10 protein-coding genes and 4 pseudogenes are annotated in these 14903 nt (G+C 70.2%); 11 read left to right on the top strand and 3 right to left on the bottom strand.

From position 1 onward, the window contains the following. Window positions 1-12: 12 nt before the first annotated feature. Together ACEXOX_RS24700 and ileS are read left to right on the top strand one after the other, a co-directional pair. Complete coding sequence (locus ACEXOX_RS24700; RefSeq protein ID WP_406523322.1) at window positions 13-729, top strand: thioesterase II family protein; 717 nt, start codon at window positions 13-15, stop codon at window positions 727-729. 277 nt (window positions 730-1006) lie between these two features. Continuing rightward, window positions 1007-4145, top strand: a pseudogene (ileS, locus tag ACEXOX_RS24695) (isoleucine--tRNA ligase). A 97-nt stretch (window positions 4146-4242) separates the two neighbouring features. On the opposite strand, the pseudogene ACEXOX_RS24690 reads toward ileS, so the two are convergent. Continuing rightward, window positions 4243-4961: pseudogene (locus ACEXOX_RS24690) on the bottom strand (DUF5324 family protein). A 307-nt stretch (window positions 4962-5268) separates the two neighbouring features. On the opposite strand from ACEXOX_RS24690, the gene ACEXOX_RS24685 reads away from it, so the two are divergent. Both ACEXOX_RS24685 and ACEXOX_RS24680 read left to right on the top strand, forming a co-directional pair. Further along, window positions 5269-5796, top strand: coding sequence for a peptidylprolyl isomerase (locus ACEXOX_RS24685; RefSeq protein ID WP_406523321.1), 528 nt, complete (start codon window positions 5269-5271; stop codon window positions 5794-5796). A 168-nt stretch (window positions 5797-5964) separates the two neighbouring features. Continuing rightward, window positions 5965-6872: pseudogene (locus ACEXOX_RS24680) on the top strand (rhomboid family intramembrane serine protease). A 496-nt stretch (window positions 6873-7368) separates the two neighbouring features. Here ACEXOX_RS24680 and crgA read toward each other — a convergent pair. Continuing rightward, window positions 7369-7626: a cell division protein CrgA gene (gene crgA, locus ACEXOX_RS24675; RefSeq protein WP_030017047.1), complete on the bottom strand. Its 258-nt coding sequence runs from the start codon at window positions 7624-7626 to the stop codon at window positions 7369-7371. A 202-nt stretch (window positions 7627-7828) separates the two neighbouring features. Between crgA and ACEXOX_RS24670 the strand changes: the two genes are divergently transcribed. The 7 genes and pseudogenes from ACEXOX_RS24670 (at window position 7829) to ACEXOX_RS24640 (ending at window position 12691) form a co-directional block, all read left to right on the top strand. Next, window positions 7829-8545, top strand: a complete 717-nt coding sequence (locus ACEXOX_RS24670; RefSeq protein WP_406523319.1) for a DUF881 domain-containing protein — start codon at window positions 7829-7831, stop codon at window positions 8543-8545. 51 nt (window positions 8546-8596) lie between these two features. Then, a pseudogene (locus ACEXOX_RS24665) lies at window positions 8597-8828 on the top strand (hypothetical protein); the annotation flags it as partial. Further along, the gene (locus ACEXOX_RS24660; protein WP_406523317.1) at window positions 8818-9369 is read left to right on the top strand and encodes a class E sortase; all 552 of its coding nucleotides are present in this window, start codon (window positions 8818-8820) and stop codon (window positions 9367-9369) included. The pseudogene ACEXOX_RS24665 and the gene ACEXOX_RS24660, both read left to right, overlap by 11 nt. Window positions 9370-9461: 92 nt before the next feature. Then, the gene (locus ACEXOX_RS24655) at window positions 9462-9638 is read left to right on the top strand and encodes a hypothetical protein (RefSeq protein WP_030017044.1); all 177 of its coding nucleotides are present in this window, start codon (window positions 9462-9464) and stop codon (window positions 9636-9638) included. Further along, window positions 9635-10285: an aminodeoxychorismate/anthranilate synthase component II gene (locus ACEXOX_RS24650; protein WP_030017043.1), complete on the top strand. Its 651-nt coding sequence runs from the start codon at window positions 9635-9637 to the stop codon at window positions 10283-10285. The genes ACEXOX_RS24655 and ACEXOX_RS24650 overlap by 4 nt, the downstream gene beginning before the upstream one ends. Window positions 10286-10449: 164 nt before the next feature. Next, window positions 10450-11919 (top strand): class E sortase, encoded by a 1470-nt coding sequence (locus ACEXOX_RS24645; RefSeq protein WP_406526459.1) that lies wholly within the window; start codon window positions 10450-10452, stop codon window positions 11917-11919. A 25-nt stretch (window positions 11920-11944) separates the two neighbouring features. After that, complete coding sequence (locus tag ACEXOX_RS24640; protein ID WP_406523315.1) at window positions 11945-12691, top strand: class E sortase; 747 nt, start codon at window positions 11945-11947, stop codon at window positions 12689-12691. Window positions 12692-12822: 131 nt separating this feature from the next. On the opposite strand, the gene pknB is transcribed toward ACEXOX_RS24640, so the two are convergent. Further along, on the bottom strand, window positions 12823-14847 hold the full coding sequence (gene pknB / locus ACEXOX_RS24635; RefSeq protein WP_406523313.1) for a Stk1 family PASTA domain-containing Ser/Thr kinase: 2025 nt from the start codon (window positions 14845-14847) through the stop codon (window positions 12823-12825). Window positions 14848-14903: the final 56 nt, after the last annotated feature.

Raw genomic sequence — 14903 nt, 5'->3', positions numbered from 1 at the left:
AGACGGACACCCATGACGCCTCATCCGCTCGTTCTGCTCCACCACGCCGGCGGATCCGCCGCTTACTTCGATCCCCTGGTGAAGGCACTGCCGCCGGAGATCGGGCCACTGGCCGTCGATCTCCCCGGCCGGGGCCGCCGATGGCGGGAAACGCCCGTCACCACCATCGACGAGGCCGTGAACTCCCTGCTGGACACCGTTTCCGCCATCGACGGCCCGTTCTCCGTCTTCGGGCACAGCCTCGGTGCCTATGTCGGCCTCGCCCTGGCGGCCCGGCTGGAGGAGACGGGGGCCCGCAGCCAGTGCGCCACCCTGTTCGCGTCGGCGAACTCGGGTCCGCGGGGTGCCGTCCTGCCCTTCGAAGGTTCTCCCCTCACCACGACCGACGAGGAGATCTTCGAGATCACCGCCAAGTCCGGGGGCGGCCTGTCGCAGCAGATCCTCGACCACCCCCGACTGCGCCGCAGGACCGCCGATCTCCTGCGCGCCGACTTCTCGGTCTCGGAGTCGTTCCTGTCCAGGCAGCGGCGCACCGTCACCGAGGCGGACATCGTCGTGTGCTACGGCACCGACGACATCTTCACGGCCGAACAGCTCGGCCAGTGGCGCCTGAACACCACGGCGTCGACCGAGACGCGGCTCTTCCCCGGCGGGCACTTCTACATCGAACAGAACGTCCCCGGACTGGTGGAGACCATCGCGGGCCGGCAGTACGCACGGGTCACCTGACCGGGTCCGCGGCCGCCGTGAGGGGCGCCGACCGGCCTCCCGTGGCTGGTTTCAACGGGCGTCGTCCGGCCGGACCTTGACCGTATAGTGGGTCGACCGACAGGCACCGACCGCACGAGCAGCGTCTCCCGCAGCCGTGTCCGGCCGGGGCGCACACTCCGCCGGGGCCACCACGAACCGCCGTGCGGGCAGGCCCCGTTCGCAGGCCGTGAGGGGTGTGGCCGTGAGCCTCCAGGGATCGATCCCATCACGCAGACCGACCGGAGTTAAGCCGCCGATGACATCGCCGCAATACCGCCAGGTGCCCGCCCAGGTCGACCTGCCCGCCCTTGAGCACGAGGTGCTCGACTTCTGGCGCGAGAGCAAGGTCTTCGAAAAGACTCTGGAACAGTCCCAGGGACGCCCCGAGTGGGTGTTCTACGAGGGTCCGCCGACCGCCAACGGCATGCCCGGCGCCCACCACATCGAGGCCCGCGTCTTCAAGGACGTCTTCCCCCGCTTCCGCACCATGCGGGGCTACCACGTCGGCCGCAAAGCCGGCTGGGACTGCCACGGCCTGCCGGTCGAGCTGGCCGTCGAGAAGGAGCTGGGCTTCAACGGCAAGAAGGACATCGAGGCGTACGGCATCGCCGAGTTCAACGCCAAGTGCCGCGAGTCGGTGACCCGCCACACCGATGCCTTCGCCGACCTGACCACCCGGATGGGGTACTGGGTCGATCTGGACGACGCGTACCGGACGATGGACCCCCGTACATCGAGTCGGTCTGGTGGTCCCTCAAGCAGATCTTCGACAAGGGCCTGCTGGTCCAGGACCACCGTGTCGCGCCCTGGTGCCCCCGCTGCGGCACCGGCCTGTCCGACCACGAGCTGGCCCAGGGCTACGAGACGGTCGTCGACCCCTCCGTCTACGTCCGCTTCCCGCTGACCTCGGGCCCGCTGGCCGGCCAGGCGGCACTCCTGGCCTGGACGACCACCCCCTGGACCCTGATCTCCAACACCGCCGTCGCCGTCAACGCCGAGGTGACCTACGTGGTCGCCACCGACGGCACGGAGCGCCTGGTCGTCGCGGAGCCGCTGATCGAGCAGGCGCTGGGCGAGGGCTGGGTCACCACCGGCGAGTCCTTCACCGGCGCCGAGATGGAGCGCTGGTCCTACCAGTCGCCGTTCTCCGTCGTCGCGCTCGAAGGCGCCAATTTCGTGGTGAACGGCGACCACGTCACCACGGAGAGCGGCAGCGGTCTCGTCCACACGAACCCGGCCTTCGGCGAGGACGACTACCGGGTGTGCAAGGCGTACGGCCTGCCGGTCGTCAACCCGGTATGCCCCGACGGCACCTTCGAGGAGGGTCTCGGCCTCGTCGGCGGCGTCTTCTTCAAGAAGGCCGACGAGCTGGTCCTGGCCGACCTCAAGGAACGGGGCCTGCTGTTCCGCCACGAGACCTTCGAGCACCCTTACCCGCACTGCTGGCGCTGCCACACGGCACTGCTGTACTACGCGCAGCCGTCCTGGTACATCCGTACGACCGCGGTCAAGGACCGCATGATCGAGGAGAACGGGGCGACGAACTGGTTCCCGGAATCGGTCAAACACGGCCGCTTCGGCGACTGGCTCGACAACAACATCGACTGGGCGCTGTCCCGCAACCGCTACTGGGGCACCCCGCTCCCCATCTGGCGCTGCGCGGACGACCACCTCACCTGCGTCGGCTCCCGCGCCGAGCTCACCGAGCTGACCGGCACCGACCAGTCGGACCTCGACCCGCACCGCCCGTACATCGACGATGTCGTCTTCACCTGCACCGCCGAGGGCTGCACGCAGACGGCGAAGCGTGTACCGGAGGTCATCGACGCTTGGTACGACTCGGGCTCCATGCCGTTCGCGCAGTACGGGTACCCGTACCGGAACAAGGAGCTGTTCGAGAGCCGCTACCCGGCGCAGTTCATCTCCGAGGCGATCGACCAGACCCGCGGCTGGTTCTACACGCTGATGGCCGTCGGCACGCTGGTCTTCGACAAGTCCTCGTACGAGAACGTGGTCTGCCTGGGCCACATCCTCGCCGAGGACGGCCGCAAGATGTCCAAGCACCTGGGCAACATCCTGGAGCCGATCCCCTTGATGGAGCGGCACGGCGCGGACGCGGTGCGCTGGTTCATGGCGGCCGGCGGCTCCCCTTGGGCGGCCCGCCGCGTGGGCCACGGCACCATCCAGGAAGTCGTCCGCAAGGCCCTGCTGACGTACTGGAACACGGTCGCCTTCCAGGCGCTGTACGCCCGGACCTCCGGCTGGGCCCCGTCGGCGGCCGACCCGGCCCCTGCCGACCGCCCGGTCCTCGACAAGTGGCTGCTCTCCGAACTCCACACACTGGTGGCCGACGTCACCGAGGCCATGGAGTCGTACGACACCCAGCGGGCCGGCAAGCGCCTCTCGGCCTTCATCGACGACCTGTCGAACTGGTACGTACGCCGGTCGCGGCGCCGGTTCTGGCGGGGCGACGAAGGGGCGCTGCGGACCCTGCACGACGTGCTGGAGACGGTCGCCCGGCTGATGGCCCCGCTGACCCCGTTCATCACGGAACGGGTCTGGCAGGACCTGGTGGTGCCGGTCACGCACGATGCGCCTGAATCCGTCCACCTCTCCACCTGGCCCGAGGCGGACCGCTTTGCCGCCGACCCGGAGCTGTCCCGGCACATGCTGCTGGTCCGCCGTCTGGTGGAGCTGGGCCGGGCCACGCGCGCGGAGTCGGGAGTCAAGACCCGCCAGCCGCTCTCCCGCGCGCTGGTGGGCGCGACCGGCTTCGCGGCGCTCTCCCCGAGCTCCAGGCCCAGATCACGGAGGAACTGAACGTTTCCTTCCTCGCCTCGCTCTCGGAGGTCGGCGGCTCGCTCGTCGACACCACGGCCAAGGCGAACTTCCGGGCCCTGGGCAAACGATTCGGCAAGGGCGTCCAGGACGTGGCGAAGGCGGTGGCGGCGGCGGACGCGGCGGCCCTCTCCACGGCCCTGCGCTCCGGCGAGGCGACGCTGGAGGTGAACGGCGAGACGATCACCGTGACCCCTGAGGAGGTCATCATCACGGAGACGCCGCGCGAGGGGTGGTCGGTCGCCTCGGACGCGGGCGCGACGATCGCCCTGGACCTGGAGATCACCCCGGAACTGCGGCGCGCCGGCCTGGCCCGCGACGCCATCCGGCTCATCCAGGAGGCCCGCAAGAACAGCGGCCTGGACGTCGCCGACCGGATCGCGCTGCGCTGGACCTCCGTCTCCCCTGAGACGGCCACGGCGCTCACCGAGCACGCCGAACTCATAGCGGACGAGGTCCTGGCCGTCGATTTCGCGCCGGGCGACGCGGACCCGTCCTACGGCGAGACGTTCAAGGATGACGCTCTGGGCCTCGGGTTCCGCCTCCGCAAGGCGTAAGTCCGCTGTTCCGGACCACCGGCCCGGACCGCAGGCCCTTGGACGGGGCTGTGGCCCGGGCGGGTGTCGTGCGGCGGGGCGGCGTCGCCCCAAGACATCAGGTGGTGCCTCCGCCGCGCTCCTCCGCCTCGGCCTCGGCCTGCTTGGCCTGGACCTCCGGGTCCAGGGCGGCCGCCTCCGCGGTGTCGTCCACGGCGGTCAGGGTGGCGCGTTCGCTGACCTCGGTGGGGGCGGGGGCTCGACCAGCCAGTCCGGGTTGGCCTGCTTGTCCCACCACTTCCAGGCGGCGTAGGCACCGCCGGCGAGGAGACCGACGACCGCGATCCGCTTGGCGGCCTTGCCGGCGCGGCGGCGGCGGTTGTGCTTCTTGACGAGCTTCTCGATCTCCTTGGCCGACACCTGGCCACGGAGAGCCGCGATGGCGGCCGTGCCGCGTGCCACGGCCTGCTCGCGGACCGGTTCCGCGGCGGCGCGTGCGCTGTGCACGGCGTGCTCGACGCGCGGGGCGGTGTAGTCGGCGGCCTGGCGGGCCGCCTCGCGGGTGCGCTTGGCGGCGCGGCTCGCGGCCGCGTCGACCTTCGGCGGCAGGGCGCCGCGGGCGTGCTCGATGCGCGGCTGCAGGTGGGCGTCGTACTGGCTGCGGGCCTGGTGAGCGGCCTCGGCCACCTTGGGTGCCAGTCGCGTGCGGGCCTCGTGCGCGTAGTGCGTGGCGGTGTCCTTGGCCGTACCGGCATACGGAGCCACCACCTCCGCCGCGTGTCGCACGCTGTCCTTGGCCGAACTGGTCGCCGCGCGCACGCTGTCCTTGCGGGTCACGGGATCCTCCTCCTCGGTGGCGTGTCCGGGGGCTCGGGGGTTGTCCCCCGATGTCTGCTGTGTCGCCTGTCCACCCGGTTCAAGATCATGCCTGCCAGCGCGACATACGGCATGCGCGGGCGGGCATCCGGGTCATTGGGGGCCATACGGAGCCTTGCGATGACAATGCCACGGTTTTCCGGGCCGTGCGCCGGTTCGGCCGGTACTGGTGGCGGAAAGGGGAATCGAACGCGGTGGTGTCCCGGTGCGGGGCACACGTCCGTGCGAGGATCGGGAACCGTCAGTGCAGACTTATGGAAGGTAGATCGTGGCTGAAGAGCTCTACGCCACCCTGAAGACCAATCAGGGCGACATCGAGATTCGGCTCCTGCCGAACCACGCTCCGACGACGGTGAAGAACTTCGTCGAACTCGCCAAGGGCGAGCGCGAGTGGACCCACCCGGAGACCGGCAAGAAGACCACGGAGAAGCTGTACGACGGCACCGTCTTCCACCGGGTGATCAGCGGCTTCATGATCCAGGGCGGCGACCCGCTGGGCAACGGCACCGGCGGCCCGGGGTACGAGTTCAAGGACGAGTTCCACCCGGACCTGGCCTTCAACAAGCCGTACCTGCTCGCCATGGCCAACGCCGGCCCGGGCACCAACGGCTCGCAGTTCTTCATCACGGTCTCCCCGACCACCTGGCTGACCGGCAAGCACACCATCTTCGGCGAGGTCACCAGCGACGCGGGCAAGAAGGTCGTGGACACCATCGCGGCGGCCCAGACCAACCCGCGCACCGACCGCCCGGTCAACGACATCGTGATCGAGTCGGTCGTCGTCGAGACCCGCTGACGCGCGGTACCGCGTCGACCGCGGACGTCCGGCCCGGGAGACCCGCAGCGGCCCCGGACCGCGGACCCGCGGGAACCATTGCGCCCCGCCCGGTCGTAGATCGGGTGGGGCGCGCACTTCGTCGTGCGGTGACGTCCGCACGGAATCGGACGAGTAACCGAGGGGACCATGGACCAGGCGCCGGGCAGCCCACAGGAGCCGCAGGACGCGCGGGCGGGCGACGCCGCGCCCGGCTGTTACCGCCATCCGGACCGTGCGACGGGCATCAGCTGTACGCGCTGCGAGCGGCCGGTCTGCCCCGAGTGCATGGTCAGCGCGTCGGTCGGGTTCCAGTGCCCGGACTGCGTACGCGGCGGCAGCGGTACGGGCCGTACGGCGCAGGCCACCGCCCCCGGACGCTCGCGGGCGGCTCGCTCGCCGCGGACCCCCGCCTGGTCACCAAGATCCTGCTCGGCATCAACGTCGCGGTGTTCATCGCGGTGCTGGCGGTGGGCGACAGCCTGGTCCAGAACCTGGAGATGATCGGCGGGGCCTTCGTCCCCGAGGACCTGACGTTCATCGGTGTCGCCGAGGGCGAGTTCCACCGCCTGCTGACGGCGGCGTTCCTGCACCAGGAGCCGATGCACATCATCTTCAACATGCTGTCGCTGTGGTGGCTGGGCCCGCCGCTGGAGGCGGCCCTCGGCCGGGTCCGCTTCATCGGGCTCTACCTGCTCTCCGCGCTCGGCGGCAGCGCCCTGTCGTACCTGCTCGCCGCGCAGAACCAGCCCTCGCTGGGGGCGTCCGGCGCGGTCTTCGGGCTGCTCGGCGCGACGGCCATACTGATGCGCCGCCTGAACTACGACATGCGGCCCGTGCTGATCCTGCTGGCGCTCAACCTGGTCTTCACGTTCGCATGGCCCAACATCGCGTGGCAGGCGCATGTCGGCGGGCTGGTCGTGGGCGCGGCCGTGGCGTACGGGATGGTGCACGCGCCGCGGGGGCGACGGGCGCTGGTGCAGGGGCTGACGTTCGCGGTGGCGTTCCTGGTGATCGTCGCGGTGGTGTGGGTGCGGACCGTCCAGCTGGTGGGGTGAGGGGGCGGCGGGCGCGGAGAGCGCCGGGATCGGTCCGGGCGGGGTGCGGTACGTGGTCTTTCCGTGCCGGATCGTGAGGGCGCCGGGAGGCGCTTCGGGTACGGGTTGATCACGCTGCGGGTACCGGCCGTCCACGCTTCGGGTACGGGTTGTCCACAGCGCGTGTCGGATCTTGTGCACCGGGTGGGGAACGCCTGTTCCACCCTGCACAGGGACGCGTTTTCCCAGCCAGGACGGGGCGGGGCAGCGGTCCGGGTGACGGACCGCTGGTCACACCGGCGTCAACGGCCGGGAAGTTATCCACAGATCTTCTGAAGTTTTCCCCGGCTGTGGATAACTGTGTGGATGGCCTTGGGCATGGCTTGCGCGGCGACGCTCGCGCAGGGGCGGCGCGCTGGCCGTCCGGCCGGGTGCGGACGTCCCGCAGAGCGGGGCCGCCCGCCGGGCGACACCGTCCCCGATGACCGGTGTCACCGGGGACAGCTGCTGGTCCGGACTACTTCCACTGGGTGGACACGCCGAAGCCCACCGCGATGAAGCCGAACCCGCACACGATGTTCCAGTTGCCCATCGCCTTGACGGGCATGTCGCCCCCGGTCACATAGAAGAGCACGATCCACACCAGACCGATCAGAAACAGCGCCAGCATCACCGGGGCGACCCAGCCCCGGCCGGAACTCATGCGCAGACTGGTCGTCTGCTTCGCCGGCGGCGGCGTGAAGTCGTCCTTCTTGCGGATCCGTGACTTCGGCACGAGGAACTCTCCTGTCGATGATCTGCGTGACCGCACTGAGGGCGGATGGTGCTGACGCGGGCCGGGCGGGGACGCGCCGGGGAGCGGATTCCCTCCCCGGGCGTCCGTTAGCGTAGTGCTTCCGCGGCGTCGTAAGGAGCAAGGGTACGTTGAGCACTTCCGCTGACTCCCCGGACGCCCGCCGCGCCGCCGCCTGCGGCCGGTGCGTCTGTTGACCCTGGGCGTCTTCGCGCTCGCCGGACTGATCTTCTGGCTGAGTTTCGACACCGCGCGCGGCACGGACCTGCGCTCCGACGACTCGATGCTGCGCCTGTCCGACCTCATCCAGGAACGCAGCCACAAGAACGGCGCCCACGACGAGCGCAACGCCGCGCTGCGCGACGAGGTCGACTCCCTCGCGCACCAGGACAGCGGCAACTCGGCGGCCGAGAACGCCAGGCTCGCGGCGCTGGAGAAGAACGCCGGCACCAAGCCGGTCGACGGCCAGGGCATGACCGTCACCCTCACCGACGCCCCGCCCAACGCCACCGCGAAGATCCCCGGCGTGCCGGAGCCGCAGCCCAACGACCTGGTCATCCACCAGCAGGACCTGCAGGCCGTGGTCAACGCCCTGTGGCAGGGCGGTGCCAAGGGGATCCGGGTCATGGACCAGCGGCTGATCTCCACCAGCGCGGTGCGCTGCGTGGGCAACACCCTGATCCTCCAGGGCCGGGTCTACTCGCCCCCGTACAAGGTCACCGCCGTCGGCGACCGGGAGAAGCTGAGCAGGGCGCTGACCGCTTCGCCGGCCATCCAGAACTACATGCAGTACGTCAACGCCTACGGGCTCGGCTGGAAAGTCGACCAGCACGAGACGGTGACTCTGCCCGGCTACTCCGGCACAGTGGATCTCCACTACGCACAGCCTGTGAAGCCGTGACCCGCCGGCCGCCCGCACCGGCGCCGGCGGCCGGGGAGGGGGCGGTCCGCGATGACGGCACGGTCCAGGGCGGCGGCGCGGCCCGGGGCGGAAGGCCGGGTCGGCCGGGGCCGGCGGCCCGTCACGGTGGCGCGGCTGGTCGTACGGACGTTCAGCGAGGTGTGCGTCACCGTCGGCGCGCTGATCGTGCTGTTCGTGGTGTACGTCCTGTTCTGGACCGGCGTACGGGCCGACAGCGCGATGGACGGTGAGATCGGCGCACTCCAGGACCGGTGGTCCACCGGCCCGCTCGCCACCGCGTCCCCGGACGGCGCCGCCGGGCAGCCCGGCAGAACCGGGAAGCGACCGCGGTACGAGAACGGCAAGTCCTTCGCCGTGATGTACATCCCGCGGTTCGGCGCCGACTGGAGCAAGCCCGTACTGGAGGGCACCGGGACGGACGTCCTGAAGAGGGGCTGGGCCACTACGACCGCACCGCGCGGCTCGGCGGGACGGGCAACTTCGCGGTCGCCGGACACCGCCGCACCTACGGTGACCCGTTCAAGGACTTCCCCGAACTGCGGCCGGGCGACGCGGTGGTGCTCACGGACGGCGCGACCTGGTACACGTACCGGATCGACCGGCGCCCCTACACGACGGTGCCCACCGACATCGGGGTGATCGACCCCCTACCGCGCAAATCGGGATACAACGGGCCGGGCCGGTACCTCACCCTGACGACCTGCGAACCGGAGTGGGGCCACAGTCACCGGCTGATCGTCTGGGCACACCTGGATTCCACCCAACCCGTGGAGCGCGGAAGGCCGTCGGCTTTGACCGGCTGACCCCCGGCCGCCGCCCTCGCCCTTTAGTCTGGTGGGGCGATCGACATCGATCGACACGGTCATCGTCATCGGCAAGTAGGGGCAGCGACAGCATGTACGGCTGGATCTGGCGGCATCTGCCGGGCAACGCATGGGTGAGGGCGCTGATCTCCCTCGTGCTGGTGCTGGCGATCGTCTATGTGCTCTTCCAGTACGTCTTCCCGTGGGCGGAGCCGCTGCTCCCCTTCAACGACGTCACGGTCGACCGAGGGATGGGAGCCGTCCGATGACCGCGAGGATTCTTGTCGTCGACAACTACGACAGCTTCGTCTTCAACCTCGTCCAGTACCTCTACCAACTCGGGGCCGAGTGCGAGGTGCTGCGCAACGACGAGGTCGAGCTGCGGCATGCTCAGGACGGCTTCGACGGCGTACTGCTCTCTCCCGGCCCCGGCGCCCCCGAGCAGGCGGGTGTCTGTGTCGACATGGTGCGGCACTGCGCCGACACGGGCGTGCCGGTCTTCGGGGTCTGCCTCGGGCTGCAGTCGATGGCGGTCGCCTACGGCGGTGTGGTGGGCCGGGCCCCCGAGCTGCTGCACGGCAAGACCTCGCTGGTCTCCCACGAGGGCGCGGGCGTCTTCAAGGGCCTGCCCACCCCCTTCACCGCCACCCGCTACCACTCCCTGGCCGTACAGCCCGGCACCGTCCCCGACGAGATGGTGGTCACCGCCTGGACGGGCGATGACGCGGAGACCGGCGTGGCGATGGGGCTGCGGCACCGTGAACTTCCCGTCGAAGGCGTCCAGTTCCACCCCGAGTCTGTCCTGACCGAGTGGGGCCACCGGATGCTCGCCAACTGGCTGGTGGAGTGCGGCGACTCCGGTGCGGTGGAGCGTTCGGCGGGGCTCGCCCCGGTGGTCGGCAAGGTCGGCGCGTGACTGACCTCCGCCGCGGGCGCGAGGGAAGGTCCTCCGAGCCGTCGCGTGACGCCGACGGCCCGTACGACCGTGAGGCGTTCGAGGCGGCCGTCGGGCAGCTGGACGATCCGTTGACGGACCCGCTCCCCGGCCGCCCGCCGGCGCAGGAACCGGCATCGGGGCGATTGGGCCCCGGGCGGAACGAGCGTCCGCGGCCGGAGGGGTCCGGCCGGTCGGAGCGGGGGCAGACTGCTCAGCCGGTGCGACCCGCACAGCCGGTGCAGCCCGCCTCCGGGCGGAGCGGTTCTCCGTGGTTCCGGCCGCATCAGGCTCCGGCGGCGCCCCCTGCGCAGCAGCAGGGGCAGAACACGGGCCATGGGCAGGGACAGGGCCACGGCCACGGGCAGGAGCAGGGGCAGGGGCAGAATCAGGCTCACGGCCAGGAACAGGGCCACGGCCAGGAACAGGGCCACGCGATATCCGGCCCGGACCGTTCCCCGGCGTCCGAGCCCGTGCCCGCACCAGGGCCGATGCCCGCGCCTGAACCAGGGCCCGCACCCGCACCAGGGCCGATGCCCGCGCCGGACCCGTTCTTGAACCCGGTCCTGGACCCGCCGTACGTACCGGGCCCGGTCGGCACTTCGGTCGGTACCGCCAATCCGGACCCCGCCTACGACGCCGAGACCATGGCGCTCCGTCAGGCCACGGAAGCAGGCGTCGCACACGGCGGGCCGGACGTTGTTTCACGTGAAACCGAGCCCGAAGCCCCGGCCACCGGCACGTCGACTTCGACGACACCGGCGACCGGTGGCCGTGCCGCACGCCGTAAAGCCGCCCAGGAGGCCGCCAAACGCGGTAACAGGCGTGCACGGCGTGGTTCCCCTTCGGGCGGTACGGACGCCTCCTCCTCGGCCGCTGAGACGCCTTCGGTGCCCATGACCCGGCTGGAGGCCCGTCGCGCCGAGCGGGCGAGCAAGGAGAGCCCGGGCACCGTCGTCAGCCGCGCCGTGGGCGAGGTGTTCATCACCCTCGGCGTCCTGATGCTGCTCTTCGTCACCTACCAGCTGTGGTGGACGAACGTCCTGGCGCACCAGCAGGCCGGCGGCACCGCCAGCAACCTGGAGCACGAGTGGGACGAGGGCGGCGAGGACCGCAAGCCCGACGCCTTCTCGGCCGGCCAGGGCTTCGCCATCATGTACATCCCCAAGCTGGACGTGAAGGTCCCGATCGCCGAGGGCATCGACAAGCCCGCGGTGCTGGACCGCGGCATGGTCGGCCACTACGACAAGAACAGCGTGAAGACCGCGATGCCCTGGGACAAGCAGGGCAACTTCGCGGTGGCCGGGCACCGCAACACGCACGGTGAGCCGTTCCGCTACATCAACAAGCTCACCAAGGGCGACAAGATCGTCGTCGAGACGCGCAGCACGTACTACACGTACACGATGGAGAGCATCCTGCCGCAGACCTCGCCCCGGGACATCGCGGTGCTCGACCCGGTGCCGAGGCGATCCGGGTTCACCCGCCCCGGTCGCTACCTCACGCTGACGACCTGCACGCCCGAATTCACCAGTACCTACCGGATGATCGTCTGGGGCAAGATGGTCGAGGAGCGGCCGCGGAGCAAGGGCAAGCCGGATGCGCTCGTCAGCTGAGCGAATGTAAGAGGGGTACCACGCGGTGACTGCCACCGGACACGACGAGGACACCGGCCCGGCGGCGGAGCCGTCGGCGTCCACGCCGCCGCGCCGCCTGCGCGGACGCATCGCCGCCGTCGTCAGCGTCGTCGGAGAACTGCTGATCACGGCGGGGCTGATCCTGGCCCTCTTCGTCGTCTACTCGCTGTGGTGGACGAATGTCCTCGCCGACCGCGAGGCGCACAAGCAGGGCGACACGGTGCGCAAGAACTGGGCGCAGGCCCCGAAGGGCCCCGGCGCGCTCGACACCAAGGACGGCATTGGCTTCCTGCACGTCCCGGCGATGCGCAACGGTGAGGTGCTCGTCAAGAAGGGCATCGACCCCGACGTCCTGAACGAGGGCGTCGCCGGCTACTACACCGAGCCCGTCAAGTCGGCCCTTCCGCAGGACAAGAAGGGGAACTTCTCGCTCGCCGCGCACCGCGACGGACACGGCGCGAAGTTCCACAACATCGACAAGCTCAAGGACGGCGATCCGATCGTCTTCGAGTCCAAGGACACCTGGTACATCTACAAGGTCTACGCGTCCTTGGACGAGACCTCGAAGTACAACGTCGACGTTCTGGGCGACATCCCCAAGGAGTCCGGCAAGCGCAAGCCGGGCCGCTACATCACGCTCACGACCTGCACGCCGGTCTACACCTCCAGGTACCGCTACATCGTCTGGGGCGAGCTGGAGCGCACCGAGAAGGTCGACGCCCAGCGCACCCCGCCGAAGGAACTGCGCTGAGGCCGGGACCGGCCCCACGGCCGGTCCCGGCCCCGACGACCCGTAGCGGCCCCGGCGGACAGTCCGCCTACGACAAAGCCCCGGCCTCCCAGAAGGGTGCCGGGGCTTTCCCGTACTCCGACGGTGGCCCGTCAGTGCCTGTTGTGCCGTCCCCACCAACCGCCTATGACGCCACCGTCGTCACCGCTGTCGCCGTCACCACCGTCCCCACCGTCCCCGCTGGGGCCGCCCATCGTGGTGAGTGTCACCGTCGTGGAGCCGGGGGCGGACGGGGTGTTGGGCTGCGGGTCCTGGGTGACCACGCGGGCCTTGTCGTCCTGTGAGCTGCCGCCCGCGAACTGGATGTTCGTGAAGCCGGCGTCCTGCAAGGCCTTCTTGGCGTCCTTGACGGACTGGCCGATGACGGTGGGCACCGGCTTCTGCTCGGCGGCCTTGCCGACGGTCAGCGTGATCGTGGACCCGTTCCGGGCCTGCGAGTTGCCGCCCGGGGACTGCGTGGTGACCTTGCCGACCTGGTTCGGGTCGGAGACCTCCTGCTCGTTCTTGCTGACCTGGAAGCCGAGGTCGGTGAGCTGCTTCTGCGCGGTGTTGAAGTCCTGACCGGTCACCGGCGGCACCGTCGTCGTGGGCGACTTCTTGGCGACCACCAGCGTGATCTTGGTCTTCTTGGTGCCCTCGCTCTGGCCCTTGGGGTCCTGGTCGACGACCGTGCCCTCCGGGCGCTCCGAGACCCGCTCGGTCTTCTGGACGTCCTCGAAGCCCTTGTTCTTCAGGTCGTCCTTCGCCTTGTCGAAGGTCAGGCCCGTGACGTCGGGGATGGTGACCTTCTCCGGCCCGGTGCAGAGCGTCACCGTCACCGTGTCGTCCTTGGCGACCGTCCCGCCGGCGGCCGGATCCTGCTTGGTGATCTGGTCCTTCTCGACGTTCTCACAGGCCGTGCTGCCGCCCTTGGAGACCTTGAAGCCGCCGTTGACGCCGGCCGACTTGGCCTGTTCCAGGGTCTTCCCGGTCAGCTCCGGCACCTTGACGTCGCTGCTGGTGTGCGTGTTGTTGAACATCGCCTTGCCGATGAAGATCGCACCGGCCAGGACGAGGATGCCCGCGACGACGAGCAGGATCGTGGAGGTGTGCTTCTTCTTCTGGCCGCCACCGCCGCGGCGCCGGTCGGGCCGCTCGTCGTAGCCGTAACCGCCGTCGTCCGGGTTCATCGGCGGCAGCATCGACGTCTGGCCGGCCGGGTCCTGCGGACGCAGCATCGCCGTCGGCTGGTCCTGGTCGTAGCCGACCGCGCCGAGGGCGGCGGTGGCCGCGACCGGCTGCCCGTCGAGGGCCGCCTCGATGTCGGCGCGCATCTCGTCCGCCGACTGGTAGCGGTAGTCCGGGTCCTTGACCAGCGCCTTGAGGACGATGGCGTCCATCTCGGGCGTGATCTCGGGGTCGAAGTTGCTCGGCGGCTGCGGCTCTTCCCGTACGTGCTGGTAGGCCACGGCGACGGGCGAGTCACCGACGAAGGGCGGCCGTACGGTGAGCAGTTCGTAGAGCAGACAGCCGGTCGAGTACAGGTCGGAGCGGGCGTCGACCTGCTCGCCCTTGGCCTGCTCGGGCGAGAGGTACTGCGCCGTGCCGATGACCGCGGCGGTCTGCGTCATCGTCATACCGGCGTCGCCCATCGCACGGGCGATGCCGAAGTCCATGACCTTCACCTGGCCGGTGCGGGTCAGCATGACGTTGGCCGGCTTGATGTCGCGGTGGACGATGCCGGCCCGGTGGGAGTACTCCAGCGCCTGGAGCACGCCGATGGTCATCTCCAGCGACCGTTCGGGCAGCAGCTTGCGGCCGGAGTGCAGCAGCTCACGCAGGGTGGAGCCGTCGACGTACTCCATGACGATGTACGGGATGGAGACACCGTCGACGTAGTCCTCGCCGGTGTCGTACACCGCGACGATCGACGGGTGGTTCAGCGAGGCGGCCGACTGGGCCTCACGGCGGAACCGGGCCTGGAAGGACGGGTCGCGGGCGAGGTCCACGCGCAGCGTCTTCACAGCGACGGTGCGGCCCAGGCGGGTGTCGTGGGCGAGGTAGACCTCGGCCATGCCACCGCGGCCGAGCACCGAGCCCAGCTCGTACCGGCCGCCGAGGCGACGCGGCTCTTCCATAAGCTTCTCCAGCCCTCTCCGTCAGTCCCGACCGCACCCGTGTGTGGTCCGGCGGT

It is taken from the genome of Streptomyces sp. Ac-502 (assembly GCF_045222935.1).
GTDB classification, from domain to species: domain Bacteria; phylum Actinomycetota; class Actinomycetes; order Streptomycetales; family Streptomycetaceae; genus Streptomyces; species Streptomyces monomycini.
Note: the sequence above shows the minus strand (reverse complement) of the source record. Positions and strands in the feature narration are given on the sequence as shown.